This is a genomic window from Sphingomonas sediminicola (genome assembly GCF_049991885.1).
Classification (GTDB): domain Bacteria; phylum Pseudomonadota; class Alphaproteobacteria; order Sphingomonadales; family Sphingomonadaceae; genus Sphingomicrobium; species Sphingomicrobium sediminicola.
This window is the reverse complement of the sequence record NZ_CP178916.1, coordinates 726,432-752,696: the sequence shown is the minus strand read 5'-3', so window position 1 is coordinate 752,696 and position 26,265 is coordinate 726,432. Positions and strand designations below refer to the sequence as shown.

At 63.8% G+C, this 26,265-nt stretch carries 24 protein-coding genes and 2 pseudogenes; 15 read left to right on the top strand and 11 right to left on the bottom strand.

Annotated elements, in window-relative coordinates; genetic code table 11:
- Nucleotides 1-5: 5 nt before the first annotated feature.
- From ACMC5O_RS03955 to ACMC5O_RS03935, 5 genes are all read right to left on the bottom strand, one after another.
- On the bottom strand, nucleotides 6-248 hold the full coding sequence (locus ACMC5O_RS03955) for a hypothetical protein (RefSeq protein ID WP_187707630.1): 243 nt from the start codon (nucleotides 246-248) through the stop codon (nucleotides 6-8).
- 20 nt (nucleotides 249-268) lie between these two features.
- On the bottom strand, nucleotides 269-1,948 hold the full coding sequence (locus tag ACMC5O_RS03950) for a putative bifunctional diguanylate cyclase/phosphodiesterase (protein WP_426693297.1): 1,680 nt from the start codon (nucleotides 1,946-1,948) through the stop codon (nucleotides 269-271).
- A gap of 86 nt (nucleotides 1,949-2,034) precedes the next feature.
- Nucleotides 2,035-2,574: a Smr/MutS family protein gene (locus ACMC5O_RS03945; RefSeq protein WP_187707631.1), complete on the bottom strand. Its 540-nt coding sequence runs from the start codon at nucleotides 2,572-2,574 to the stop codon at nucleotides 2,035-2,037.
- Nucleotides 2,552-3,736 (bottom strand): murein transglycosylase A, encoded by a 1,185-nt coding sequence (mltA, locus tag ACMC5O_RS03940; protein WP_426693296.1) that lies wholly within the window; start codon nucleotides 3,734-3,736, stop codon nucleotides 2,552-2,554. The genes ACMC5O_RS03945 and mltA overlap by 23 nt, the downstream gene beginning before the upstream one ends.
- Nucleotides 3,733-4,386, bottom strand: a complete 654-nt coding sequence (locus ACMC5O_RS03935; protein ID WP_187707632.1) for a Tim44/TimA family putative adaptor protein — start codon at nucleotides 4,384-4,386, stop codon at nucleotides 3,733-3,735. The genes mltA and ACMC5O_RS03935 overlap by 4 nt, the downstream gene beginning before the upstream one ends.
- A 184-nt stretch (nucleotides 4,387-4,570) precedes the next feature.
- Here ACMC5O_RS03935 and secB point away from each other — a divergent pair, with 184 nt between their 5' ends.
- The 4 genes from secB (at nucleotide 4,571) to ACMC5O_RS03915 (ending at nucleotide 8,516) form a co-directional block, all read left to right on the top strand.
- The gene (secB, locus tag ACMC5O_RS03930; RefSeq protein WP_187707633.1) at nucleotides 4,571-5,119 is read left to right on the top strand and encodes a protein-export chaperone SecB; all 549 of its coding nucleotides are present in this window, start codon (nucleotides 4,571-4,573) and stop codon (nucleotides 5,117-5,119) included.
- A gap of 29 nt (nucleotides 5,120-5,148) precedes the next feature.
- The gene (gene murJ, locus ACMC5O_RS03925) at nucleotides 5,149-6,708 is read left to right on the top strand and encodes a murein biosynthesis integral membrane protein MurJ (protein ID WP_187707634.1); all 1,560 of its coding nucleotides are present in this window, start codon (nucleotides 5,149-5,151) and stop codon (nucleotides 6,706-6,708) included.
- Nucleotides 6,709-6,715: 7 nt separating this feature from the next.
- Complete coding sequence (gene trpS / locus ACMC5O_RS03920) at nucleotides 6,716-7,711, top strand: tryptophan--tRNA ligase (RefSeq protein WP_187707635.1); 996 nt, start codon at nucleotides 6,716-6,718, stop codon at nucleotides 7,709-7,711.
- A gap of 82 nt (nucleotides 7,712-7,793) precedes the next feature.
- Nucleotides 7,794-8,516 (top strand): DUF4136 domain-containing protein, encoded by a 723-nt coding sequence (locus tag ACMC5O_RS03915; RefSeq protein WP_187707636.1) that lies wholly within the window; start codon nucleotides 7,794-7,796, stop codon nucleotides 8,514-8,516.
- A gap of 78 nt (nucleotides 8,517-8,594) precedes the next feature.
- Here the strand turns inward: ACMC5O_RS03915 and dnaA are convergent, their stop codons facing one another.
- From dnaA to mutM, 3 genes are all read right to left on the bottom strand, one after another.
- Nucleotides 8,595-9,995, bottom strand: a complete 1,401-nt coding sequence (gene dnaA, locus ACMC5O_RS03910) for a chromosomal replication initiator protein DnaA (RefSeq protein WP_187707637.1) — start codon at nucleotides 9,993-9,995, stop codon at nucleotides 8,595-8,597.
- A gap of 371 nt (nucleotides 9,996-10,366) precedes the next feature.
- Complete coding sequence (gene rpsT / locus ACMC5O_RS03905; protein ID WP_187707638.1) at nucleotides 10,367-10,630, bottom strand: 30S ribosomal protein S20; 264 nt, start codon at nucleotides 10,628-10,630, stop codon at nucleotides 10,367-10,369.
- Between the two features lie 107 nt (nucleotides 10,631-10,737).
- On the bottom strand, nucleotides 10,738-11,544 hold the full coding sequence (gene mutM / locus ACMC5O_RS03900) for a bifunctional DNA-formamidopyrimidine glycosylase/DNA-(apurinic or apyrimidinic site) lyase (RefSeq protein WP_187707639.1): 807 nt from the start codon (nucleotides 11,542-11,544) through the stop codon (nucleotides 10,738-10,740).
- A 48-nt stretch (nucleotides 11,545-11,592) separates the two neighbouring features.
- On the opposite strand from mutM, the gene ACMC5O_RS03895 reads away from it, so the two are divergent.
- The 7 genes and pseudogenes from ACMC5O_RS03895 (at nucleotide 11,593) to ACMC5O_RS03865 (ending at nucleotide 19,183) form a co-directional block, all read left to right on the top strand.
- On the top strand, nucleotides 11,593-12,333 hold the full coding sequence (locus ACMC5O_RS03895; RefSeq protein ID WP_426693295.1) for a class I SAM-dependent methyltransferase: 741 nt from the start codon (nucleotides 11,593-11,595) through the stop codon (nucleotides 12,331-12,333).
- On the top strand, nucleotides 12,330-13,862 hold the full coding sequence (ubiB, locus tag ACMC5O_RS03890; protein ID WP_426693510.1) for a 2-polyprenylphenol 6-hydroxylase: 1,533 nt from the start codon (nucleotides 12,330-12,332) through the stop codon (nucleotides 13,860-13,862). The genes ACMC5O_RS03895 and ubiB overlap by 4 nt, the downstream gene beginning before the upstream one ends.
- Nucleotides 13,863-14,033: 171 nt before the next feature.
- A complete protein-coding gene (locus ACMC5O_RS03885; protein WP_187707641.1) occupies nucleotides 14,034-14,987 on the top strand; it encodes a hypothetical protein in 954 nt (317 codons plus the stop codon).
- Between the two features lie 117 nt (nucleotides 14,988-15,104).
- Nucleotides 15,105-16,772, top strand: coding sequence for a DUF885 family protein (locus ACMC5O_RS03880; RefSeq protein ID WP_187707642.1), 1,668 nt, complete (start codon nucleotides 15,105-15,107; stop codon nucleotides 16,770-16,772).
- A 44-nt stretch (nucleotides 16,773-16,816) separates the two neighbouring features.
- Nucleotides 16,817-17,994: pseudogene (gene coaBC, locus ACMC5O_RS03875) on the top strand (bifunctional phosphopantothenoylcysteine decarboxylase/phosphopantothenate--cysteine ligase CoaBC).
- On the top strand, nucleotides 17,991-18,428 hold the full coding sequence (dut, locus tag ACMC5O_RS03870) for a dUTP diphosphatase (RefSeq protein ID WP_426693294.1): 438 nt from the start codon (nucleotides 17,991-17,993) through the stop codon (nucleotides 18,426-18,428). The pseudogene coaBC and the gene dut overlap by 4 nt, the downstream one beginning before the upstream one ends.
- Nucleotides 18,425-19,183: a HesA/MoeB/ThiF family protein gene (locus ACMC5O_RS03865; protein ID WP_426693293.1), complete on the top strand. Its 759-nt coding sequence runs from the start codon at nucleotides 18,425-18,427 to the stop codon at nucleotides 19,181-19,183. Before dut ends, ACMC5O_RS03865 begins: the two co-directional genes overlap by 4 nt.
- Here the strand turns inward: ACMC5O_RS03865 and topA are convergent.
- From topA to plsY, 3 genes and pseudogenes are all read right to left on the bottom strand, one after another.
- Nucleotides 19,180-21,654, bottom strand: coding sequence for a type I DNA topoisomerase (gene topA, locus ACMC5O_RS03860; protein ID WP_187707643.1), 2,475 nt, complete (start codon nucleotides 21,652-21,654; stop codon nucleotides 19,180-19,182). The genes ACMC5O_RS03865 and topA overlap by 4 nt on opposite strands.
- Before the next feature lie 51 nt (nucleotides 21,655-21,705).
- Nucleotides 21,706-22,291 (bottom strand): annotated as a pseudogene (locus ACMC5O_RS03855) (DNA-processing protein DprA); the annotation flags it as partial.
- A 73-nt stretch (nucleotides 22,292-22,364) separates the two neighbouring features.
- Entirely contained in the window at nucleotides 22,365-22,955 is a 591-nt protein-coding gene (plsY, locus tag ACMC5O_RS03850) for a glycerol-3-phosphate 1-O-acyltransferase PlsY (RefSeq protein ID WP_187707644.1), read from the bottom strand.
- Between the two features lie 74 nt (nucleotides 22,956-23,029).
- Between plsY and murI the strand changes: the two genes are divergently transcribed.
- The 4 genes from murI to ACMC5O_RS03830 all read left to right on the top strand — a co-directional run bounded on the left by murI (nucleotide 23,030) and on the right by ACMC5O_RS03830 (nucleotide 26,227).
- Nucleotides 23,030-23,818 carry a glutamate racemase gene (murI, locus tag ACMC5O_RS03845; RefSeq protein ID WP_187707645.1) on the top strand — a complete coding sequence of 263 codons (789 nt, stop codon included), beginning with the start codon at nucleotides 23,030-23,032 and terminating at the stop codon, nucleotides 23,816-23,818.
- A 119-nt stretch (nucleotides 23,819-23,937) separates the two neighbouring features.
- Nucleotides 23,938-25,152: a 5-aminolevulinate synthase gene (hemA, locus tag ACMC5O_RS03840; RefSeq protein WP_187707646.1), complete on the top strand. Its 1,215-nt coding sequence runs from the start codon at nucleotides 23,938-23,940 to the stop codon at nucleotides 25,150-25,152.
- A gap of 53 nt (nucleotides 25,153-25,205) precedes the next feature.
- Nucleotides 25,206-25,538 (top strand): GFA family protein, encoded by a 333-nt coding sequence (locus tag ACMC5O_RS03835; RefSeq protein ID WP_187709911.1) that lies wholly within the window; start codon nucleotides 25,206-25,208, stop codon nucleotides 25,536-25,538.
- 200 nt (nucleotides 25,539-25,738) lie between these two features.
- Nucleotides 25,739-26,227: a hypothetical protein gene (locus tag ACMC5O_RS03830; RefSeq protein ID WP_187707647.1), complete on the top strand. Its 489-nt coding sequence runs from the start codon at nucleotides 25,739-25,741 to the stop codon at nucleotides 26,225-26,227.
- Nucleotides 26,228-26,265 lie beyond the last annotated feature (38 nt).

The following is a 26,265-nucleotide window of genomic DNA, read 5'->3' as shown; positions in this document are numbered from 1 at the left end:
CGACCTCAGAGAATTTGGGCAAGCTCGGCCCAATTGACGTCCAGTACGGGATCGTAAGGCGGGTAGAACCGGCCATGACCGCTGTAGAGACCGTAAATCCAAGCAAATGGCGCGCCGTAAATTTCGGGCAGCGGGGCTTTCACCGCTGAATTCCACTTCCGGTGGGGGTCGTGCGGAACGGATGCCAGATCAAACGGCTTTCCGTCGGATGTAAGTCCGGCCGACCGGGTCTTGGAATCGACGATCATCCGGGTTGAAGCAGCCGGAGCTAAGCGACGATACGGGACGAACCGGCGTCGCGGGTCCAGCCGAGGTACTCGTCCTCAAACATCGGCTCGGCGAAGACGAAGCCCTGGATCGTGTGGCATCCCATCGCGCGGAGGATATCCGCCTGGGCCGACGTTTCGACCGCCTCGGCGACGATCTCACAATCGACGCCCTTGATCAGCTGGATCACCGCCTGGACGATGACGCGGGCCCGCTCGCTCTGCTCGATATCCGCGATCAGCGACGGATCGAGCTTCACCCGGTCGAGCGGAAGCGTGCGCAGCCGCGATAGATTCGAATAGCCCGTCCCGAAATCGTCGATAGAGATTCGCACTCCGTCGGCACGAAGCGCTGCGATTTCGACGACTACGGCTTCGCTGGCCCTCATCGCCGCAGTCTCGGTGAACTCGAGTTCGACCATCGAGAGCGGGACGCCGTTGTCGGCAAGCGCATGGCGGAGCCGGCTGAAGAAATCGACGCGGTCGAGCTGCCGCGGGCTGACATTGAAGGCAACCCGCCGATCGAAGCCGTCGCGGTGCCAGTTCCCGAGCGTCGCCGAGATCTCGCCGATCACCCAGTCGCCGATTTCCGAAATCAGGCCGGTGCTTTCGGCGACCGGAATGAAGCTGCCGGGCAGGCAGAGACCGTCGCGCGGGTGGTTCCAGCGCAGCAGGGCCTCGGTGCCGACCAGCTCGCCGGTGACGAGACTGAGCTGTGGCTGGTAGGCGAGCACGAACTCGCCCCGCTGGACCGCTTCGGTGAGCGCCTTCTCAATATCGATCTTGCGCTGATGGTCCGCCGCGAGCTCGTCGTTGAACAGGCAATGCTGCCCGCCCCCGAGCGCCTTTGCACGATACATCGCGATGTCCGCCGCGCGCATCAGCGATTCTATGCTGCTGCCATGATCGGGACTGATCGCCACGCCGATGGAAGCGCCGATATCGACGCTATGTCCGTAAAGCTCGAACGGCTCGGAAATGGCGAGGGCGATCCGTCGCGCAACCCGCTCGACGTCGCTAACCGAAGTGATCTCCGGGAAGAAGAGCGTGAATTCGTCGCCGGCAAGGCGCGCGAGCAGCGGCCTCTTTCCGGGGCCTTCGGCGACTTCCGCGGTGACTACGACCCGGAGCCTGTTCGCCACCATGATCAACAGCTGGTCGCCGCGTGCGTGGCCCAGGCTGTCATTGACCATCTTGAAGCGGTCGAGGTCGACGAAAAGCATCGCGCAGCTGCTCCCCGCCGCAGCCCCGCCCAGAAGCTTGTCGGCTTCGGAACGGAAATGAAGGCGGTTGGGCAGCGACGTAACCGGGTCGTACATGCCGAGCGCCTGCGCATTCTCGATCGATGCGCGAACCTCCGCGAACAATGTGTCCACGGCCGCTGCAAGTTTGGGCATGTTCTGCCGAACGATCGCGGGCGGCGGCGAGACAAGGTCGCCGTCCTCAACTGCGAGAAGCCTGTCTCCGAGCGCGGTCAACGCGCGGGCGCTTTCGCTGTTGGGCCGTTCCGAGGCGATGTAGCAGATGAGCAGGCAGAAGGCGCCGGCAACGATCGATGCGATGATCTGATCGTTCAAGTTCGTGATGTAGAGGAAGGCGCACAGCGAGAAGACGAACGAGGCGACCCCCGCCGCGCCCGAGAGCAGGGCGTTGCTGAATTTCTGGGCAGTGCCTGCTTTCATCGAATTGCGTAGCGCCCCGAGCGTCGGCACCTTGCCGATTGGCCAGACCTAAACGGGCAGGGTTAACAATCCGTGCAGAGACGACGTTACCGGCGCCGGAGCACGATATAGAGGCTACCCCCTCCGCCGTGGCGCGGATGAGCGCCTCGAACCGCAGCGATACGACCTGCGTGCCGCGATACCGCAAGCCAGTCGTGAACCGCCGCGCGAATGCGGCCGCGCTGGACCGGTGGCTCGCCCGGCCGATGGTGCCCGGTTATTAACAAAAGCACCCTGTCACCCGCGACTTCCGCACGTTCCAGCGCAAGGTCGATCGCCCGCCAGGCACCGTCGAGATTCAGGCCGTGGAGATCGATGATGCGGTCAGGCTGGATCGAACCGGAGCGCAACTTCCGGTCCCAGGTGCCGTCGAGCGTTATGCCCGGCCTGGGCGGCGGAGGAGGAACCGCTGCCCTGCGAGGGGCCGGGCCCTTCGGCTTCGTCGGCGGCGCCACAGGAGGCGGAGCAGCCTCGGCCTTGGCAACTGGAATAGGTCCGTCCGTGAGCGGCTCGCGCGATAGCGGACGGATGGTTGCGGTTACCCGAGCCCAGAGCTCGGATTCTTCAGGGTTGAGCGCGCGCGACACTCGCGGTGCCCTTCGGCACCAGGATCAGCGCCACGCCGTTCGCGGACATTCCGCCCGCAACCTGCGTCGCCTCGACCCCTGCCCCCCAGAACGTGTCGAACCTGTTCGCGCCCTTGATCGCGCCGCCCGTGTCCTGCGCAATCCAGAAGCCGTAAGCCTCCGGCCGATCAAGCGCGAGGAACACCGGCGCGCCGAGCGGAACGAACTTCGGGTCCGCTGCCACCGTCGCGCGAGGCGAGACAGGCACGTTGAGAGCGCCGAGCGGTCCCGGGCCCGTCAGCTCACGGAAGAAGATATAGGACAGATTTTCCCGCATCAGCGCCTTGCCCTGATCGGGGTTGGCCCGCATCCAATCCTTGATCGCCTGCATGCTGGCGCCGCCGGGAGGAAGGATTCCGCGCTCGCGAAGCAGGCGCCCTATCGCAACATATTCGCGGCCGTTCTGGTCGGCATAGCCAAGCCGCATGACGCTTCCATCCGGGAAGCGAACGCGGCCCGAGCCCTGGATTTCGAGGAAGAACAGGTCGACCGGGTCTGCCGCCCAGGCGATCTCCAGCCCCTTCCCGGCAAGGATGCCGTCCTCGATTTCCGCGCGGGTGTAGTAGAGGGCGCAGGTCCCGGTTTCGTCGATGCGTCCCCGGCCAGTCTGGCCATCTGCCCGCGTGCACCGGATCAAATCCGCAGGGACTTTGTAGATCGGAATGTATCCGGGTTGCGGAGTGCGTGATCCGGCAATTTCCGGTTCGTAGTAACCGGTCGCAAAAGCCTTGCCCTGGCCGACCGAGACCCAGTCGAAGCGGTCACGGAAGAAAGCCGCCGCGTTGGCGGGCGCAACGGTCGCAGCTTCCGCGCAAACCGCTGCCCAGTCCTGGGCTCCGGTCAGTCCGGACTGGTCCTGTCGCTTGAGGAGCACCGGGCAACTGGTCCGGAATGCCTGGAGCGCCCGGCTCGCATCGAGTTGCGTGATGAACGAGGGCGCTGCGGCGAGAGTGACGCCGGCGGCAATCGCATTCGCGGGAGGCGGCGGAACGACCGGCGCTGGCGCGGGAATTGTGGCCAGCGCAGGGGGCTGAGTCGTTGCCGGCGCCTCGATCGGACGCGTAGCGCAGGCGGACAGAATGATGAAAGTCGCGAGCGCTAGCGCTCTTGCGGAGCGCGTCACTCTTCCTCGTCGGTCTCGATCAAGAGCCAGTTCGGGTCGCGGGAACTTATCTGACGCCGGAAAGTCCAGAGGTCACGGGTCTGTACCGCGTCGCTCATCGAGCCGGCAACCACTTCGCCTTCCTTGTTGCGCGTCACTGCAGCAATATCGGCTTCGAAGCGGACGGTTACGACGGCAAGATCGTTGTCGCCGGACGCAGCTGTGATCAGCGCCTGCTCGACCTGAACCAGGCGGTTGTCGAGGATGAGACCGTCCTTCTCACGCTGCTTTATCGCGGAGTCGAACGTCTCGAAGACATGGTCGTCGACGTACGGACGAAGACCGGCCGCATCGCCCTTCCAATAGGCTTCGAGGACCATTCGGTAAGCCGACTTGGCGCCTTCGAGGAAGCGCGCGACGTCGAAGGCGGGGTCCGTCGCAAGAAGTGCGCGGACTCCGGGTCCGGCCGTCGGCAGGTATGCCAGATCGCCAGGGTCGGTCGCAGACGGCTGGACGACCGAGGGCCGATTCACTCGCGGCTCAACGACTGCTTCGGGGTCCGCAGGCTTCAGGATCGGCTGTTGCTCATGTCCGGTCCGCTCGCCGAGCACGCTGTAGAGCCTGAGGCCGATGAACAATGCCACCAATGCTAGGATGACGATTACAGTCAACGCTTAGATTCCGATCCTTCCAGTTTCGCCGCAAACATAGTGCGCGAAACCTTTCAATTCAAAGCCCACTTCACCATGCCGCCGCCATTGCGCGCCCGTTGGGCGACTGCTAGTCGGCCAACTCGAAACGCTCGCGGGCCCAAGCGGGTCCGCTACTCCCAAATCGATCGAAGGCGAAGAACAAATGGCCGATCAGGATATGCTCACGCCCGGAAACGGCTCCGGCGACCCAGCCGCAGGCCCGCAGGCCGCGACTTTGGCGCAATATATCAAGGATTTGTCGATCGAGAATCCGAACGCGCCTCAGGTCTTCCAGTGGACTGACCAACCCCGCGTAGACGTCCAGTTCAACATCAATGTCGACCGCGTTTCCGACGACGTTCACGAAGTCGTGATCAAGCTGGAGGTTTCGGCTCGTTCCGACAGTGGCGTCCAGTTCATGATCGAGCTGAGCTATGCTGGCCTCTTCGGCCTTCGTAACTTCCCGGAAGAGGCGCTTGGCCCGTTCCTCCTGATCGAGGCACCTCGTCTGCTCTTCCCGTTCGCGCGGCAGATCATTTCCGAAGCGACGCAGAACGCCGGCTTCCCGCCGCTCCTGCTCGACGGGATCGACTTCGGCGCGGCCTATCTTGCGCAGCTTCAGCAGCAGGCCCAGGAATCGCAGACGAACGGCGACGGTAGCGAGGGTGCTTCGGAGCCCGCGACGCCGCCCGAAGGCTCAGACCAAGCCTGATTTCGCTCTAATCAACGCGGGATCGGCGCATGAACCTGCTTAAGGCGACTGGAACGATCGGTGGGCTGACGATGGTCAGCCGCATTGCGGGCTTCGGCCGCGAAATGCTCATGTCGCGCGTGATGGGCGCGAGCTGGCAGGCCGACGCATTCTTCGTCGCATTCCGGCTACCCAACACGTTCCGGCGGCTCTTCGGCGAGGGCGCCTTCTCGGCGGGCTTCGTACCGCTCTACAGTCAGCGGCTGCAAGGCGAAGATGGCGAAGCGAAGGCCAAGCGCTTCTCCGAGGAAGTGCTGGCGGTTTTCGTCCCGACGCTGATCGTCTTCACTTTGGTCTTCGAGATCATCATGCCGCTCTTCGTTGCGGCGATTTCGGGCTACTCCGGTGACAAGCTCGGCCTTGCGACTTTCCTGACCCGGATCACCTTTCCGTATCTCCTGCTGATCAGCCTAGTCTCGCTATTCTCGGGTATTCTCAACAGCCTCGCGCGGTTCACGGCCGCGGCGTTCGCTCCGGCCCTACTGAACCTGGCGATGCTCACCGCGCTGATCTTCGTGCCGGTCGGTGGAACGATCACCGCGACGGCGCTTTCGATCGCGGTGACATTGGGAGGCGTTCTGCAGCTCGGATTGCTGCTCTACGCCTGCAAGCGCGCAGGCGTAGTCCTGAAACTGAAGCGGCCGAAGATGACCCCGGGCGTACGGCAGTTCATCCGGGTGGTCGTGCCGGCAACGCTCGGCGCGGGCGTCTATCAGATCAGTGCCTTCATCGACACGTTCTTCCTTGCCCGCCTCGGCACCGGGTCGCTCAGCTATTTCAACTATGCCGACCGCCTCAACCAACTCCCGCTCGGAGTCATCGGCGCGGCGCTGGGAACGGCCATTCTCCCGCAGGTCAGCAAACATGTCGGCGCCAACGAGCCCGACAAGGCCGCCAAGGTGCAGGGCCAAGCAGCCGAGCTCGCAATGTTGTTGTGCCTTCCAGCCGCGCTTGCCCTCGCCGTTAGCGCTCTCCCGCTCGTGTCCGCACTTTTTCAGGGTGGCCGCTTTACGGCCGAGGACGCACGCCTCACCGCGCTGACCCTCTCGATCGTCGTGCTCGGCCTGCCCGCCTATGTCCTCGTGAAGGTGCTGACGCCCGGCTTTTACGCGAGACAGGACACGGCAACGCCGGTGAAGATTGCGGCGCTGGTGCTGGTCGCGACCGTCCTTCTCAATTTCATCCTCATTCCGCCGTTCGGGATTGCCGGGCTCGCTTCCGCGATCGCGATCACATCATGGCTCAACTGCCTGCTGCTCTACGTCATTCTGCACCGTCGCGGGCATTTCCGGATCGAGGGCTGGCTGGCTTCACGCGTCTTCCGGCAACTCCTCGCCGGCGCGTGCATGGTCGCAGCACTCTATGGAATCCGTACATTGCTCGGAAGCTGGTTCGAGGGTTCGGTCGGCCATCGCCTCGTGGGTGTCACCGCTCTCGTAGGCGGCGGAATGGCGGTGTATTTTCCGGCAGTCTGGGTCTTCGGCGGAACCGACCGCGACGAACTGAAGTCCTTGTTCCGTCGCAGGAGGCCGTACACCGATGTCGGCTAACCCCAGCATGCGGGTCGTTTCGGGTATCCAGCCGACTGGCGGGCTTCACCTCGGCAACCTGCTGGGCGCCATTCTGCGCTGGGTCCGGATGCAGGAAGAGGCCGAGTGCCTGTTCTTCCTCGCCGATCTTCACGCGCTGACGATCGACGTCGATCCGCAGGAGCTTCGTTCGAACATCCGCGAGATGGCGGCAGCGTTGATCGCCAGCGGGATCGATCCAAAGAAGTCGATCCTTTTCCAGCAAAGCGCGATCCCGGCCCATGCGGAGCTAGCCTGGATCCTCCAGTGCACCGCTCGTGTCGGCTGGCTGAATCGAATGACGCAGTTCAAGGAGAAGTCCGGCAAGTCGCGAGAAGGCGCCAGCGTCGGTCTCTACACCTATCCGGTCCTGCAAGCCGCGGACGTGCTGCTCTATCGCGCCACGCACGTGCCGGTCGGCGAGGACCAGAAGCAGCATCTGGAGCTGGCCCGCGACATCGCGATCAAGTTCAACACCGATTACGATGTGGAGCTGTTCGTGCCGCCCGAACCGTACATCCCGGCCGGGGCCGCGGCTCGCATCATGAGCCTTCGTGACGGATCGGCGAAGATGTCCAAATCCGACCCGTCGGACATGAGCCGCATCAACCTGACCGACAGCGACGACCAGATTTCGCAGAAGATCCGCAAGGCCAAGACCGATCCGGAGCCGCTTCCCGACGATCCAGCTCTGCTGGATGGACGGCCCGAAGCGAAGAACCTCGTTGGAATTTACAGCGCAGTGACCGGTGAGTCCGTCGAACAAGTCCTGTCGCGATTTGCCGGCCAGGGCTTCGGCGCGTTCAAGCCGGCGCTTGCCGACGCGCTCGTGGCCCTGCTGCACCCGCTGCGCTCGCGGCTCGAAGAACTGCGCAACGATCCGGCTGAGCTGGATCGGCTGCTTGCTGACGGCTCCGCGCGCGCGGCCTCGCTCGGCCAGCCCGTTCTGAAGCAGGCTTACAGCGCGGTCGGCCTGCCGCGCTGACACCTCGCTTCATCGACAGTTCAGCACTGCCGGTGATATAAGGGCCCGAACCCAAACGGGTTTTCGGGAATCGAGGTGTAACATGCGTATTCGCAATCTTGTGGCCGCCGCCTTCATTGGCGTGGCGGCACTTGGCGTATCTGGCTGCGCCACCAGCCTTCCGACGAAGGTCACTCGCTATTCTGTTGCCATTCCGCAGGGGCAGAGCTTCTACGTAGTCCCGGGCCAGGGCGTCCAGTCCGGCCTTGAGTTCAACCGCTATGCGGCGCTCGTCGCCGAGCAGATGGCCGCGCGCGGTTATCAGCAGGCTGCAAGCACCGCTGCGGCCGATATGCTGGTCAAGGTCGGCTACGGCGTCGACAACGGCACCAAGGAAATCTCAGTCGATCCGTTCGCGCGGTCCCGTTACTACGACCCGTTCTATCGCGGCTTCTATGACCCGTTCTACGGCGGCTATTTCGGCCGGCCATACTGGTCGCGCTACGGTTATTACGGTTACCGCTCGCCCTTCTACTGGGGCTGGGACGATCCGTTCTGGTATAACTCGCCCTACTCCGGCTTCGGCGCCGATCCGATCCGGGAGTACACGGTCTACAAGAGCGAACTCGACCTCGACATCGTTCGGCGCGTCGACAACGCGCCGTTGTTCGATGGCAAGGCGGTTGCCCGTTCGCAGACCGATGAGCTTGGAACGCTCGTTCCGAACCTGATCGAAGCGATGTTCACCAATTTCCCGGGCGAGAACGGGAAGACCGTGAAGATCACGGTTCCGGGCCGAAAGCGCCCCGCCACCGCGACACGCTAAAAAGAAAGGCCCGGCTGGTTTTCGCCAGCCGGGCCAGTTCTTCGGCCGTTGGGGCGACCGAGTACCCCCTCCCCGGAATCAGCCTTCGAGTTGCCTCGTCAGCAGGCGGATGTCGGCGTCGAGCTCCGCATCGCTCGCGCGAAGCTTTTCAATCTGCCGGACGGCATGGATCACGGTCGTATGGTCGCGGCCACCGAAGCGCCGGCCGATGTCGGGAAGCGACTTCGGAGTCAGCTGCTTCGAAAGGTACATCGCGACCTGGCGCGGACGAGCCACTTCACGAGCGCGGCGAGCCGAAGTCATCTCCGCCTTGCGGATGCGATAGTGCTCGGCGACCTGAGCCTGGATCTCGTCGATCGTGATCCGCCGCTGGTTGGCGCGGAGCACATTGGCGAGAACCTCCTCGACGAAAGCAACGTCGATCGCGCGGCCAGTCATCATCGCGTAGGCGGCGATGCGGTTGAGCGCACCTTCGAGTTCGCGGATGCTCGACGTGACGCGGCGCGCAAGGAACTCGACGACGTTGCGCGGCATATCGACGGCCGGAAGAGCCGCCAGCTTGGTCTCGATGATATTGAAGCGAAGCTCGAAGTCGGCCGCGTTGATGTCGGCGACCAGACCCCACGACAGGCGCGACAGAATGCGCGGCGCAATGCCGTCCAGATCCTGCGGAGCGCGGTCCGACGTGATCACCAGCCGGCGGCCGGCCGTAATGATCTCGTTCATCGTGTGGAAGAATTCTTCCTGCGTCGAATCCTTGCCGGCGATGAATTGAACGTCATCGATCAGCAGGAGGTCAGCGCTCCGCAGCCGCTGCTTGAACCCGATCGTGTCGTTTTCCTTCAGGGCGCGGATGAACTCGACCATGAACTTCTCGGCCGACATCGACACGACCTTCGCCGAGCGGTTCTGCGCCAGGAAAGCGTGGCCGATCGCGTGCAGCAGATGGGTCTTGCCGCGGCCGGTTCCACCATGGATGAACAGCGGGTTGAAGCTGACCGATTTGGCAGTGGCGAGCGTCTTGGCGGCGGTCGCGGCGACTTCATTCGCCTTGCCGATCACGAAGGTCTCGAACCGATAGCGCGGATCGAAATTCGGGATCGAAGGATCACGGCCGCGGGCTGCTGGCTCCGGAGCTTCTTCAAGAATCAGGAGCGGCGTCGGACGGGGACCGTCGGAGCTCGCGACAACCCGGACTTCACGGACCAGCGGAAGCGTCGTTTTCCACGCGAGCGCGAGTCGATCACCGAAATGCGACCGCACCCAATCGGCCATGAACTGGCTCGGCATGACGACGTCGAGCGCGCCCATTTCCGGATCAAAATTGCCGAGCGCTGCCGGCTTGAGCCAACCGTCGAAAGTGCGGGCGCCGAGGTCACGGCGTAGTCCGGCCCGGATCGAGTCCCAGGCGGCCTCGAGCGGTGCGGCGACCTGCCCTTCAGTCCGCTCCTGGCACGAGTCCGAACGTTCTGCCTGCACTGAGTGGCGCCTCCTCACATTCCTCAAGAGCCAGAGACAAAAAGGGACCGTCGCGACCGACCGAGTCGGGCGCCCAAGGTTGCTTTTCTCTCTAGCCCCCCGACGCGGATTCGCGTCTGGAAGAATGGTTTTGGAAGCGTGCGGCGAGTCATTCAAGCGCGATTTTTCACAAGAACGAAATAATCAGCCTTGACAGCGCAAACGCGGGGATTTTGGCAGGAATTGGCGGATTTCTGGGGATTCCCTGTTTACTTTCCCGTTAACCGGAGCGCGAATCGCGGTAATTGCTGCATTTTTTTTACAGGCAGAAAAACGAAGGGCCGCCGGCAATGCCGACGGCCCGTATCGTTGCGGGACTGCAGCCCTCGAAATCAGCCGAGAGCGGCGACTCGCTTGGCCAGCCGCGAGAACTTCCTGGAAGCCGTGTTCTTGTGAAGAACGCCGCGAGCGACGCCGCGCGCCATCTCTGGCTGAGCCTCACGAAGTGCCTTTGCAGCCTCATCCTTCTTGCCCGCGTCCAGCGCCGACTCGACGGCCTTGATGAAGGACCGGATGCGGCTGACGCGGCTGTGGTTGATGGCTGCGCGCCGATCATTGCGGCGGATGCGCTTCTTGGCTTGCGGCGTGTTCGCCATGAATGTTCCTCTAAAACCCTGTGGCTCAATGAAAAAGCGGCGCGTAGCCAAGAGGCCGCGCCGATGCGAGCGATCCCCTAACGGGAGAGGTCCGAATCGTCAACCTGTCACCTCTGGCAGGCAGGACAATAGAACGTCGAGCGGCCGCCCTGCACGAATCGCTTGACGGTTCCCCCGCAACCGCAGGGCTGTCCCTCACGGTCATAGACGGCAAAGGTCTTCGAGAAATAGCCCAGTTCGCCATCGGGGCTGGCAAAATCACGCAGCGTCGATCCGCCCGCCTCGATTGCCTCGTCGATCACTTCCCTGATGGCGGCGACGAGCCGCTCGAGCCGGGCCAGCGACACGGATCCGCCTGCCCGCTTCGGGTGGATGCCCGCGCGATACAGCGCCTCGCAGACGTAGATATTGCCGAGGCCGGCCACGATGCCCTGGTCGAGGAGGAGCAATTTGATGGCCGCGCTCCGACCGGCCAGCCGCCGCTTGACGTCGCGAGCCTCGAGTTCGAGCGGCTCCGGGCCGAGCGCCGCGAAGGCGGGCCATTCATCCAGCTCGCCGGTCGGAACCAGGTCCACCGACCCGAATCGCCTCGGATCGTTGAGTGCGAGACGCGTCCCCTCCTCCGTCTCGAGCAGCAGGTGATCGTGCTTCTCCAGTTCGGAGCGGTTGATCCGCCAGCTTCCCGACATCCCGAGATGGAAGATCATCGTGTCGTCGCGGTCAGTGTGGATGAGGCCGTATTTCGCGCGTCGGCCAAGGCCGGTGACCTTAGCGCCGGTCAGCCGCTGGCCGAGATCCTTCGGAAATGACCGCCGGAGATCGGCACGCCGCGCTTCGACGCTGGTTATCCGCCTGCCCTCGAGAACACGCGCGAGACCGCGGACAGTGGTTTCTACTTCGGGAAGTTCAGGCATGGCTGGCGATATGGCGGACCGGCCCCAACCCCGCTAGAGGCCCGCCCCATGTCCGACAGAAGTGCAAAAGTCAGTTTCGGCGAAGAGCTTGTCAGCCCCGAAGAGAAGACGCGTCGTGTAGGCGAGGTCTTCAGCTCCGTCGCCCGCCGTTATGACGTGATGAACGACCTGATGTCAGGCGGCTTGCACCGGCTGTGGAAGGACAGGTTCGTCGCCAGGGTGAAGCCGCGGCCGGGCGAGCACATCCTCGATATGGCCGGCGGCACCGGCGACATTGCTTTTAGGATGGTGCAGCGCGGCGCCGAGGTGACCGTCTCCGACATCAATGCCGACATGCTCGCGGTCGGCGAGCAGCGCGCGGGGAAGCGCGGTCTCAAGGGGCTGACCTGGCAGGTTCAAAATGCCGAGAAGCTATCATTCGCCGACAATAGCTTCGATGCCTACACGATCGTTTTCGGCATCCGGAACGTCACCCACATCCCTCTTGCTTTGAAGGAAGCGCATCGCGTCCTGAAGCGCGGCGGGCGCTTCTTCTGCATGGAATTCTCGCGCAGCGACTGGCCCGGCTTTTCCGAGCTGTACGACGCTTGGTCGAAGAACGTCATTCCAAAGCTCGGTAAGGCGATCGCGGACGACGAGGCGAGCTACAAATACCTCGTCGAATTTATCCAGCGCTTCCCGCGCCCCGAGAACTTCCGGGCCATGGTGACGGAAGCCGGGTTCGTCCGGACCGCGGCCGAACCGATGCTGGGCGGCCTCGTGACGATCCACAGCGGGTGGAAGATTTGACAACAACCGTCACCCACCTGTGGCGTCTGTTGAAGTGGGGCCGGACGCTGGCTCGCCACGGCGCTTTGCGCGGGATCGAAAGCGACCCGCTCACGCCGCCGCAGGTGAGAAGATTGGCGAAGATCGCTCGCTTTGGAGCGCGGATCCCGCCGACGCCGGATTACGCGGCAGCGCTTCAGGAGATCGGACCGGCAGCGATCAAGCTGGGACAGGCCTTGTCGACCCGTCCCGACCTGGTGGGTGCCAAGGCGGCCGAGAACCTTTCGCGGCTCCAGGATAACCTGCCCCCTGCCCCCTTCGACGCAATCCGCAGGGTCGTCGAGGCATCGTTCGGAGCGAAGCTCGAAGAGCTCTACGAGAGTTTCGACCCGGAACCGATCGGCGCCGCTTCCATCGCGCAGGTCCACAAGGCCGTGACCAGCGAAGGCCGCGTCGTCGCGGTCAAGGTCCTCCGCCCCGGCATCGAGGAAGAGATCGCAAGAGCAATCGAGACCTATGAATGGGCGGCGGTGCACGTCGAAGCGATAGGCGGTGAACCGGCTCGCCTGAGACCTCGGCAAGTCGTTGCTCAATTCAAGCAATGGACCGCGCGCGAGCTGGACCTGCAGCGCGAGGCGGCATCCGCGTCCGAGCTTCGCGAGAACATGGTCGCCGAGCCGGGTTACTATGTCCCTGAAATCGACTGGCGGCGCACTGCGCGGCGCGTGCTCACGCTCGAATGGCTTGATGGGATCAAGCTCAACGACCGCGACGCGCTGATCGCCGCTGGCCAGGATTGCAACGCGCTCGCTTCGACACTGGTCCGGGCATTCCTTCGGCAGGCCGTGGTCGACGGCTTCTTCCACGCCGACCTGCACCACGGGAACCTGTTCGCGCTGAAAGACGGGCGGATCGCAGCAATCGACTTCGGCATCATGGGCCGCATCGACCGCCGCGCCCGCATGTGGCTGGCCGAGATCCTCTATGGTCTTATTACCGGCGACTATCGCCGCGTGGCCGAGATCCACTTCGAGGCGCAGTACGTCCCTCCACACCACAGCGTCGAGGAGTTCGCGACTGCGCTCCGCGCGGCAGGTGAACCGATCCGCGGCCTGCCGGTGAAGGAAATTTCCGTCGGCCGAATGCTCGAGAGCCTGTTCTCCATCACTCGGGACTTCGACATGCCGACGCAGCCGCACCTCCTGCTTCTTCAGAAGTCGATGGTGATGAACGAGGGCGTCGCAACCGCGCTCGATCCCGACATCAATATGTGGGAAACCGCCGAGCCCTTCCTCCGCGACTGGCTGCGCGCCGAGCTCGGCCCCGAGGCCTATTACGCCGATCGCATCATCGAGCTGGTCCGCGCGGCCAAGCTCGTTCCCGAACTCATCAAGCGGATCGACCAATATTATCCGCCGTTCGGTGCTGCTCCTCCGCCGCCCCCGCTGCCGGAGATCGCGGTGATCGAGCACCGTCACTGGCTGGGCTACGGTGTGATTGCAGCGCTGGCTGCAGCGGCCGGCGCGGCCGCCGTTCTGCTGATCGGCTAACCGGTCCTTTTCCACGTCGAATCAGGCGCTTCGTGAGAATTCTCCTCGCCATGCGCTAGTCGGATGCGGCGGCACGCCAAGCGACATGCCCGGACCGGAACGGCCATGATTCCCGCCCGTTGGATCGCCGTGGGCCCAATGCCCCGATTCCCACGGAAAAGGAGGCCTGTAATGGCGAGAGGATATAGCGAACCCGTCGGCAACGAATATGGCGCTGACGACAACAACCGCGATCGATGGCTCGACAGTGACCGCGAACGGTCCAACTGGCGTGACCGTGACGACAGCCGCGGATTTTTCGAGAAAGCCGGCGACGAGGTCCGGTCCTGGTTCAGCGACGATGATAATCGTGACCGTAATCTGAGAGGCTCCAGTTCGAGCTGGGATCGCGATCGCGAGTTCAGCCGAAGCGGCGCGCCGCGCAGCCCGTCCTGGGACCGGAACATGGACCGCAGCTCGTTCCCGGAACCGGGCAGGAGCCGGAACTTCGGACGCGAGGATCTCAGCAGCTTCGGCGGAATGGCGCAAAGCGGCTACAGCGGCCCGAGCGGCAGCTTCAGCCGCGAACGCGACCGGTTCGGGTCGTCGGAAAGGGGCTCCGGTGGCTTCCGCGACGAAAGAAACTTCCGCAGCCAACAGCGCAGCCACCCCCAAAGCTGGGGCGAAGCCAACCGTGGCCAGAGCAACTGGGATCGCGATCGTGAGCGCAACCTCGGTGACTCGCATCTAGGTTACGGCGATTTCAGCGGAACACTCGGAGGCTTCGGCAATCAGACCTTCGGATCCAGCGAGCACGACCACTATCGGAACTGGCGAGATCGCGAGATGGCGAAGCTGGACAGGGATTATGACGACTACTGCCGCGAGCGCGAGCAGCAGTTCAACCAGGACTTCGACAGCTGGCGCCGCAATCGCTCGAGCCAGAGCCAATCGAATGCCGATCTCGGCACAAGCTCGAACGCAGGCGTCGGGACCACGACCGCATCGATGACCGGGACCGCCGGAAGCGGCTCCGCGATCGGAAGCGCGACTGGCACGGGCGGGTCGATCCAGTCCGATACGACCGGCTCGACCGAAACCGCGGACGCCGGGACTGGCCGCTCGAGCTCACGTTCGCGCAGCTAGGCGAACAATTCATCACGCGAGGAGGCGGGGTCCGCAAGGGCCCCGCCTTTTCTGTGTCGGCTTGCGCGACGCACGCGGAGCTATAACCTCCGGCGCCAAACATTGGGGGACCGGTCGATGCTTCGATTTGCCTTGGCGCTTGCCATCTCGGCCATTGCCGCGCTGCCCGCTTCGCCCACGAAGGCGGCAGATGCGCCCGCCTCAACCCATCAGAAACTGGTGAGCCTGTTCGCCGATTGGCGGACACTCAACCGGGCCGAGCTGGTGAATGGGCGCCCCGACTACGGGCCGGCTGCCATGAACCGGAAGGCCCGGAACCTCGCCGACCTTATGCTGCAGATGTCGGGCATCGGGACCGAGGGTTGGACTGGCTCCCAAAAAGGCGACTACCGGCTCCTCCAGGCCGAGATGAACGGTCTCGATTTCTACTTCCGGGTGCTCAAGCCCTGGGCTCGCGATCCCGGCTTTTACCAGACCGTCTTTCCCGAGATGAGCGACGTGCCGGCGCATGAAGGCACCTATGCCGAGCCGGTCATCGACCTGTTCGTATATCGCTGGCCATTGAATGCCGCTGACCAGAAGAGCCTTGCGAAGCAGCTGGCGACCATCCCGCCGCTCCTGACCGATGCGCGCGCCAATCTTGCCGGAAGCAATGCGCACGATTTGTGGGCCTATGGCGACCGCGCCTTTCGCGAGCAGGCCGAGGCCCTCGCCGCGCTCGAAGCGGGGACACTCAGCCTCAATGATCTCGACGGCCGCCGAACCGCTTCTCTCAAGGGAGCCTCGCCGGAACTTAAATCGGCAGTAGCGCGGGCGCGCGAGGCAACCCTCTCCTTCGCCGACTGGATCAAGTCCGAGACGCCGAAGCGCAACGGGCCGTCCGGCGTCGGCAAGGACAATTACAATTGGTACCTGAAGAACGTACTGCTCAGCCCCTACGACTTCGACCAGCAGGTCACGTTGCTCCGGCGCGAGCTAGACCGTTCGCTTGCGTCGCTCAGGCTCGAGGAGGTGCGCAACCGCGAGGCGCCCCCGATTGCCGAGATCAAGGACCCGGCCGCCTACAAGAAGATGGCGCTGGCGCGGGAGGAGCGCCTCTACCGGCTGCTCGTCGACGGCGGGTTCATCACTGACAAGCCTTATTATCGCTCGGCACTGTTCGGACAGCTGGGCGACTACACACCACCCGACCAGCGCAACTTCTTCACCCATGTCACGGCGCTCGACCCGCTGCCTTTGTCCAGCCACCAATTCCACTGGATCGAGCTTGCACGTCTTCGGCACGAGCCGCACCCGAGCCCGATCCGCCAAGTCCCGCCCTTGTTCAACATCTACGCGGATCGCTCGGAAGGTTTAGCGACGGCGATGGAAGAGGTGCTGATGCAGGCCGGGCTCTACGATGACGAGCCGCATGGCCGCGAGCTGGTCTGGATCATGCTCGCCAATCGCGCCGCACGCGGTCTGGCGTCGCTGCGGGTCCAGGCGAATGAGATCGGGCTCGACGAGGCCGGGAAATATCACGCGAGCTGGACTCCGCGCGGCTGGTCCGACGCCAACAGCCGGCTGGTCGGTTTCGAGCAGCTGCTGTACCTCCGCCAACCCGGCTACGGGCCCAGCTACATCATCGGCAAGACCCAGTTCGACCGCCTGCTGGCGAAGGCATCGCATCAGGCAGAGCTCGACGGCAAGCCCTTCTCCGCCGGCGATACATTCGCGGCCATCTGGGCGTCGGGGATCGTTCCGCCATCGATCATCGAGGACGAGTTCCTTCAGCCGGCAAAGTAGGCGGAACTCGACTCTCCACCGCACACAGGGCTAAGCCGCGCGCAATGGCCAAGGTGCTGCTGATCGTTGGCGGGGGAATCGCCGCCTACAAGTCGCTCGAGCTTGTTCGGCTCTTCAAGAAGGCGGGTCACGAGGTCACGCCCGTGCTGACCCGAGGCGGCGAGCATTTCGTCACGCCGATGGCGCTCGGCGCCCTTGCGCAGAGCGAAGTCCACACGTCGCTCTGGGAGCTCAAGGACGAAGTGGAGATGGGCCATATCCAGCTTAGCCGTTCGGCCGATTTCATCCTCGTCTGCCCGGCGACCGCGGACCTTCTCGCGAAGATGGCGGCGGGCATCGCCGACGATCTCGCAACGACCCTGCTCCTTGCGACCGACAAGAAGGTCGTCGTCGCCCCGGCCATGAACGTCCGCATGTGGCAGCATCCGGCGACAGAGCGGAGTGTCGCCCAACTGAAGATCGACGGCGTGACCGTCATCGATCCGGACGAGGGCGAGATGGCTTGCGGCGAGTTCGGCCCCGGCCGCCTGCCCCAGCCTGACGCGATCGTCGATTTCCTTACCAAGAACGGGTTCCTCGGCACCAAGTGAGTCTCATCGGCAAGCATGTTCTGGTCACTGCCGGGCCGACGCACGAGCCGATCGATCCCGTGCGGGTGATCGCCAATCGTTCCTCAGGGCGACAGGGCTTCGCAATCGCCGCGGCGGCCGAGGAGCTTGGAGCGCACGTGACCCTGATCGCAGGTCCCGTTTGCCTCGAGACGCCACGGGACGTGAAGCGCGTGAACGTGGAGACCGCAGAGCAAATGGCCGATGCGGTCATGGCCGCTCTTCCCGCAGACGTTGCCATCTTCGTTGCTGCAGTGGCGGACTGGCGGGTCGAACCCTCGGCGACAAAGCTGAAGAAGGGCGAAGGGCCGCCGAAACTCCAGTTCATTCCGACCCGCGACATTCTCGCCGAGATCTCCAGTCACGAGCAGCGGCCTCACCTCGTTGTGGGCTTCGCTGCGGAGACGGACCGGGTCGTCGAGAACGCAATCGCCAAGCAGGTTGGCAAGGGCGCCGACTGGATCGTCGCCAACGACGTGTCGGGCGATGTCATGGGCGGACACAGGAACCGGGTGCACCTCGTCACCGGCGATTCGGTCGAGGACTGGCCCGAGGATTCCAAAGAAGAAGTCGCGCGGCACCTGATCCGCCGCGTCGCACAGGAGTTTGCATGATTGAAATCAAGCTTACCCGGTTGTCGCACGGCGCCGGGCTGCCCTTGCCGAAATACGCAACCGAACATGCCGCTGGCCTGGACGTGGTCGCTGCCGAGGACCTGACCTTGCAGCCGGGCAAGCGCCACGCCGTTGCAACCGGCTTCGCGATCGAGATTCCGCACGGCCATGAGGTGCAGGTACGCCCACGCTCGGGCCTCGCACTCAAGAACGGCATCACCTGCCTCAACACGCCCGGCACGATCGACAGCGACTATCGCGGCGAAGTGAAGGTCATCCTCGCGAATCTCGGCGATGAGCCTTTCGAAGTCCGCCGCGGCGAGCGCATCGCCCAGCTTGTGCCGGCGCCCGTCCTGCGCGCCCATTTCACCGAGGTGCACGAGCTTGAGGAGACGGCGCGCGGCAGCGGGGGGTTCGGAAGCACCGGGCGGTGACCGACCTCAGCGAGGACGAACTCGAACGCTACGCCAGGCACATCGTTCTTCCCCAGGTTGGCGGCGTCGGTCAGCGCAAGCTGAAGGCCGCGAGCATTGTGGTGGTCGGTGCCGGAGGCATCGGCAGCGCGGTGTTGCCGGCAATGGCCGGCGCTGGCGTGGGCCGGCTGACGATCATCGACGATGATATTATCGATCGAACCAATTTGCAGCGACAGCCGATCTTCCGCGACGATCAGATCGGCCAACCGAAAGCCGTTCTGGCATCCGAGTTCGTCCGCAACCTGAACCCGTACGTGGAAGTCGAAGCAGTGCAGCAACGGCTGACGGCCGAAAATGCCGAGACACTCCTCAGCGGCTACGACCTCGTTCTCGACGGCTGCGACAATTTTGCGACGCGGCTGGTCGTTGGTGACACGCTCACGCGCCTCCACATCCCGCTCGTTTCGGCGGCCGCGGTCCAGTTCCAGGGCCAGGTTGGGCTCTTCCGGGGTTGGGAGGCCGACAGGCCCTGCTATCGCTGCTTCGTCGGGGACGCTTTCGACAGCAACGATTGCGACACCTGCGCCGAACAGGGCGTGCTCGGAGCGCTTACGGCGACCGTCGGCGGTTTCGCGGCGCTGATGGCGATCCGCGCGACGGTCGGCATCGGCGAGGACGTCGCCGGAAGCCTGTTCCTGTTCGACGGAGCCGCGCTCGACTGGCGGAAGATTTGCCTGCCGAAAGACCCGAATTGCCGGACCTGCTCGGCCTAGGCTTTTTTCTTCCGGGCCGGCTTCCTTTTGCCCTTCGCCGACGGCCCCTTCGCCGCCTTTGCATCGATCCATTCGAGCGCCTGCTCCAGCGTCACCGACTTCGGATCCGAGCTTTTCGGCAAGGTCGCATGGGTCGTGCCGTCGCTGACGTACGGACCGTAGCGGCCAGCCATCACCTTGATTTCCTTGCCGCTGCTAGGGTGCGCGCCGAGCACGGCAATGGGCTCACGCGATGCGCCTTCCCGGCGGCCAGCACCTGAAGCGGCGTCCGCGAGTTTCACGACAGCGGCGTTCATGCCGGTCTCGAAGACTTCGGCGGTCGAGGCCAGGCGCGCATATTTGCCGTCATGCTCGAGATACGGGCCGTAGCGCCCGATCGAGGCCTTGATCGTCTTGCCCGTCTCCGGATGCGGACCAATCTCGCGAGGCAAAGACAGCAGGCGCTCGGCCATTTCCGCATCGACGTCCGCAACCGGCACGTCCTTCGGGATCGATGCACGCTTGCCTTCGCGCTCCAGATACGGGCCGAAGCGGCCGGACTTGAGCTCAATGCCGTTGCCGAGGTCCTGCGGGCCTTCGCTCGCCTGGCCTTCCGCACCGCCCTGGCCGAACTTCTGCGTGTAGCGACACTCGGGATAGTTGGAGCAGGCGACGAAAGCACCGAACTTGCCGCCACGGAGCGACAGCCGTCCGTTGCCGCAAGCCGGGCAGACGCGCGGGTCCGAACCGTCCTCGCGCGGCGGATAAAGCCATGGTGCGAGGAACTCGTCGAGCGCCGCTGTGACCTCGGACGGCTTCTGCTCCATCACCTCGCCCGCCTTGGGCCTGAAATCATGCCAGAATTCTTCCAGCAATTTCTGCCAGTCGAGTCGGCCACCTGAGACGTCGTCGAGCTCTTCCTCAAGCTCGGCCGTGTAATCATAGCTGACATAGCGCTCGAAGAAGCGCTCGAGGAACGCGGTGACGAGCCGGCCGCTCTCTTCCGGGATGAAGCGCGCCTTGTCGACGCGCACATATTCGCGGTCCTTCAGCGTCTGGAGGATCGACGCGTATGTTGACGGCCGACCGATCCCCAGTTCCTCCAGGCGCTTTACAAGGCTCGCCTCGGAATAGCGCGGCGGCGGCTGGGTGAAATGCTGGGTCGCCTCGACGCCGGTCTTCGCTGGAGCATCGCCTTCGCGAAGCGCGGGCATACGGGCGCCCTCTTCGTCCTCCGCCTTCTCGTCGCGACCCTCTTCGTAGAGCGCGAGAAAGCCCGGGAAGAGGACGACCTGGCCGGTCGCGCGGAGGACTGCCCTGCCTGCTCCGTCGGTCAGCTCCACGGTGGTGCGTTCCAGGCGAGCAGACGCCATCTGGCTTGCGAGCGCGCGGTTGTAGACCAGCTCGTAGAGGCGCGCATGATCGCCGGATGCAGCGCGCGACTTGCTGAAGTCGGTCGGACGGACTGCCTCGTGGGCCTCCTGCGCGTTTTTCGCCTTGCTCGTGTAGCGGCGCGGCTTGTCGGGCACGTAGCCGCCGTCATAGCGGTTCGCGATCGCCTTGCGGGCGGCGCTGATCGCCTCCTCCGCCATGTCGACGCCGTCGGTCCTCATGTAGGTGATCAGCCCGTCCTCGTAGAGCGACTGGGCGACCCGCATGGTGTGGCTGGCCGAGAAGCCGAGCTTGCGCGCGGCCTCCTGCTGCAGCGTCGAAGTGGTGAACGGCGGAGGTGGGTTCTTGGCGAAAGGTTTTGTCTCTACCGACGAGACGGTGAAGCGTCCGGCTTCGACCATCGCCTTGGCGGCGTCGGCCTCACCCTTGCTGCCGATCGACAGGCGGTCGAGCTTCTTGCCGTCGAGCTGAACGAGACGACCCGTGAACTGCTGGCCGTCCGCTTCGAACGTCGCGCTGACCAGCCAATATTCCTGGGTCTTGAAGACCTCTATCTCGCGTTCTCGGTCGACGATGAGGCGTAGAGCAACGGACTGGACACGACCGGCCGATTTGGCACCGGGCAACTTGCGCCACAGGATCGGCGAAAGCGTGAAGCCGACGAGATAGTCGAGCGCCCGACGCGCCCTGTAGGCGTCGATCAGATCCTCATCGAGCTCCCGCGGATTGCGCATCGCCTCGGTGACTGCGGCATTCGTGATCGCATTAAAGGTGACGCGCTGCACGCTCGCGGGAAGCGCCTTCTTCTGCCGAAGCACCTCCTGCACGTGCCAGCTGATCGCCTCGCCCTCACGATCGGGGTCGGTGGCGAGGATCAAGGTATCGGCCTTCTTGGCCTCGTCAGTGATCAGCTTCAGCTGCTTCGACCGGTCCGGCGAGACCTGCCACTGCATGTCGAAGTTTTGTTCGGGATCGACCGAGCCATCCTTCGGCGGAAGATCGCGCACGTGCCCGTAGCTGGCGAGCACTCGATGCCCTCCGCCCAGATACTTCTCGATGGTTTTCGCCTTCGCGGGCGATTCAACGACTACCAGCTTCAAAATTTGCCCTCACGCATACGCGTATAACGTGGGGTCGACGGATTCGGCTCGTCAAGCGGGTCGAAGACTGACCTTTCCACCCGCATGTCGGTCGAGGCACCCGGCGAGGTCCAGCTCACGGAGGGCCATCTGCACCGCGCCAGTCGGAGCACGGACAGGCGGATGATCTCGTCGACCGGTACGGGCGCAGGGCCGAGCAGTTCCTCGACAAGCCCGAGCGCGCCGGCATCGCCGTCCATCCATCGCGGCTCAGCGGGCTCGTAGGTGGCGCGGGGCGATGCGAAGCCAGGCTGGATCGGCCGAACCGCCTCCAGCACGTCCGCCGCGTTCTGGACGAGAGTTGCGCCCTACCGGATCAGCTGGTTTCAGCTGGGCTCCCGGATCGAGGGGCGGTCCGGGGACGGCCATGACCTCCCTGCCCGCTTCCGCGGCAAGCCGCGCGGTGATCAATGAGCCAGACTTCGGAGCGGCTTCGACAACGACTGTGCCGAGGCTGAGGCCGGCGATGATCCGGTTGCGATAAGGGGAAGTGGCGTGCGCGCGGCTCTGTCCCCGGCAGCATCTCCGCGATCACCAACCCGCACTCGAACATCGCTTCCTGCCGCGTCTGATTTTCCGGCGGATAGAAGACGTCGATCCTCAGCTGGCGGTAGGTAACGGCCCGATGCCGGGCGAACGGACCAGCCGGAGCCGGTCGACCAAATCATTACTCACTCGGTCTTTTTTCCTACCTTCGGTTCGGTGCCCGCCCGCAGGCGCGCGATGTTGGCCTTGTGCTTCCAGACGACGAGAAGCGCGAACGCCAGGAGCATCGGAAACAGGAGTTGATCGCCCAGAATGGCCGCGCTGACCGGAGCGCTGAGGGCCGCAATCATGCCGGCCACCGACGAAATCCGAAGGGTAAGCAGAAGGCCGATCCAAACGACCGCGTAAATGAGGGCCCCAACCGGCAGCAGCGGGATCAGGACACCGAGCAATGTGGCAACCCCCTTGCCGCCCTTGAACCTGAGCCAGACCGGGTAGAGGTGCCCGATCAGCGCCCCTGCCGCCGCGAAATTCTCAGTGCCCGGCCAGAGCTGGCGGACTAGCAGGATCGCTGCAGTCGCTTTCAGGCAGTCGAGAATGAGCGTTGCAGCGGCGAGCAGCTTGCTTCCGGTCCGAAGAACATTGGTCGCGCCTATGTTGCCCGACCCGATATCACGCACGTCGCCTTTGCCCGCGAGGCGCGTCAGTACCAGCCCGAACGGGATCGATCCGAGGAGATAGCCGAGCGCAAGCGCAAGGAGCAGTTCGCTTCGCATGAAACGCGGTTGGTAGCACAAGGACGAACGCCTGCAATTGCGTGCGCCCAATTCGCGTGCAAAGCCGCGCAGCCATGGACGCGAACTCGCCCCTCTTGTTCTTCGATTCCGGTGTCGGTGGCCTGTCGGTCCTGGAGCCGACGCGAAAGCTGCTTCCCAACGCTCCGATCGTCTACGTCGCTGACAACGCCGGCTATCCGTACGGCAAGCGAAGCGAGGCGGAGATCGCCAGCCGGGTGCCTGCATTGCTTGGCCGGCTGGTCGAGCGCTTCCATCCGCGCCTTGCCGTGATCGCCTGCAACACGGCTTCGACCATCGCGCTCGATCACGTCCGCTCGGCGCTCGACCTGCCGGTCGTTGGAACGGTCCCGGCGATCAAGCCGGCCGCGGAGATGTCGAAGACCCGGGCGATCGGCGTCCTCGGAACGGAAGCGACCGTCCGCCAGCCCTATGTCGACAACCTCGCCGCCGAATTCGCGGCCGATTGCACGATCATCCGCCATGGCTCGCCGGAACTCGTCGATCTCGCCGAGGCCAAGCTCGCTGGAGAAGAAATCACCGTCGACGCAGTTCGCTCGGCAGCGCAGCCCATGTTCGATGCGCCGGGCGGTGACCGGATCGACGTGGGTGTCCTCGCCTGCACCCATTTCCCGCTCCTTCGGACGGAACTGAGCCAGGCATTTCCCGGCGTTCAATGGATTGACGGCGGACCGGGCATCGCTCGTCGCATCGCCTACCTGACCCGCGAACAGCCGTGGCCAACCGAGCCATCGGAAGGCGTCATGGTCTTCACTGCCGAACCTAGATCGACATTGTTGAGCACCCTCGCCCACTACGGAATCGGGGAAGTCCAAACGCTCTAGTTGCGAGTCGTTCGCAATGGAAATCCGGTGGACCGAACGGTAATGGCGCGGGATACAGGGCAAGCCTAGGGGAATTTCCCTAGTCAAGTTTGGTGCCGGCGTCGGATAGACAGAACATAATGGACTACGACAGCATCTTCAGGGCCGCGATCGACCGGCTTCACGAGGAAGGGCGCTACCGCGTCTTCATCGATATCCTGCGCACAAAGGGCAATTACCCCAACGCGCAGTGCTTCGCCGGTCACAACGGCCCTAAGCCGATCACGGTGTGGTGCTCGAACGATTATCTATCGATGGGCCAGCATCCGACCGTCGTCGAAGCAATGGAACGCGCTCTTCACGAAGTCGGAGCAGGCGCCGGCGGGACCCGCAACATCAGCGGCAATACCCACTACCACATCGAGCTGGAGGCCGAGCTCGCGGGCCTTCACGGCAAGGAAGCCGGCCTGGTCTTCACGTCCGGCTACATTTCGAACGAAGCCACCTTGTCCACGCTCGGCAAGCTACTTCCGGGCTGCGTGATCTTCTCGGACGAGCTCAATCATGCCTCAATGATCGCGGGGATCAAGAATTCGGGCTGCGAGAAGCGAGTCTTCCGCCACAATGACCTCGAACATCTCGAAGAGCTGCTGGCGGCCGAAGACCCGGAGACGCCGAAGCTGATCGCGTTCGAGAGTGTCTATTCGATGGATGGCGACATCGCTCCGATCGTGGAAATCTGCGACCTCGCGGACAAATATGGAGCGCTGACCTATCTCGACGAAGTCCATGCCGTCGGCATGTACGGCGCCCAGGGCGGCGGTATTTCGGAACGCGACGGTGTCGCGGACCGGCTGACCCTGATCGAGGGAACGCTTGGCAAGGCGTTCGGAGTGATGGGCGGCTACATCACCGCTTCCAAGACGATCGTCGATTGCATTCGCAGCTACGCGCCGGGCTTCATCTTCACGACCTCGCTCTCGCCGGTGCTCGTTGCCGGCGCGCTCGCGAGCGTCCGCCACCTCAAGGCTTCGTCAGTAGAGCGCGACGCGCAGCAGGCGAAAGCAGCCCTCCTGAAGGCGAAGTTCACAGAGTTCGGGCTGCCGGTGATGCCGAGCGTGACGCACATCGTCCCGCTGCTGGTAGGTTGCCCAGTCAAGGCGAAGCGGATCAGCGACATTTTGCTCGCCGAGTACGGACTCTACGTACAGCCGATCAATTTCCCGACCGTCCCACGCGGCACGGAGAGGCTGCGATTCACGCCGGGCCCGTCCCACACCGCCGAGATGATGGACGAGCTGACATCGGCGCTAATCGAGATCTGGGACCGGCTGGAGCTGAAACTGGCCGCTTGAGCCTTCCACTTTCGTGCATTGCGGACCTTCCTGCCCGGCGATTACATGTCGTCATGGGTGTTCAGGGAAGCTGCCACTGCGGCAACGTGCGGATCGAGCTGCCAAGCAAACCCGAGTGGGTCGCAGACTGTAACTGCTCCCTCTGTCGCCGGCTTGCATGGCGTACTGCCTATTTCCCACCGGACCAGGTACGCATTTCCGGTGAGACGACAGCCTATGTCTGGGGCGATCGAATGATCGGCATTCACCACTGTCCGGTCTGCGGCTGCGGCACACACTGGGAGTCTCTTGGCGAAGATTTCGGCAAGATGGGCATCAATGCACGCTTGCTCGACGATTTCGATGAAAGCGCCGTCGAGGTCAGGAAAGTCGACAATGCCGGGTGATCGGGTTCGGCGCTAAAGTCCGCTTTCGACCCAAAGCTGCCATTATGGTTTACTCAACGGTCGGCTGTTGCCTCAGCCGCTTGGGTTCCCAGCTAACTAAAGACAAGCTCACCAGTCTTCCGATCGAGATTATTCAAGAGGTTGCGAGGTGCGCTGCTCGATTAAGTCTCGGGCCACGAGGGTACCGAAGGAGACAAGGCATGAAGACTTCATTCCCCTCACTCGTCCTCCGTTCAGGGGCAATCGGCTTGTCTATTTTGGTGTCAATTGGGCCGCAACGGGCCGTTGCCGAGGTGCAGACGGATGCCACGTGCACAAGCGACTCGAAGCTCCTCAATGGCGGACCGACGGAAGTCTTCGGGGACGGCCCTGGCACATATTGGAACCTTATCGAGGCTGGTCTGCAATCCGCATTCGGAGACGACGAAGCGGCAAAGATACAATACTTGAGCGGCGTGTTCGGCCAGCAGTTCACGACGCTGGGCGCTGCGCGGGATTACAACCTGCAAGTCCTCAGCGACGCCTTCGACAAGAACCAGGACGGACTGGTCTGTGTCTACGATCTGCGGGGGACGCGAGCCAATCTCAGGGACCCGTACAGCAAGTACACTTATTTCTCGGTGAGTGACGACAAGATCACGAAGAAGGCCGATAACGCGCTGCAGTTCCGCAGTGCTCCAGGTCAGTGAGACGTCCAGCTCCGGATTCAGCACTTGATCGCTGGGCC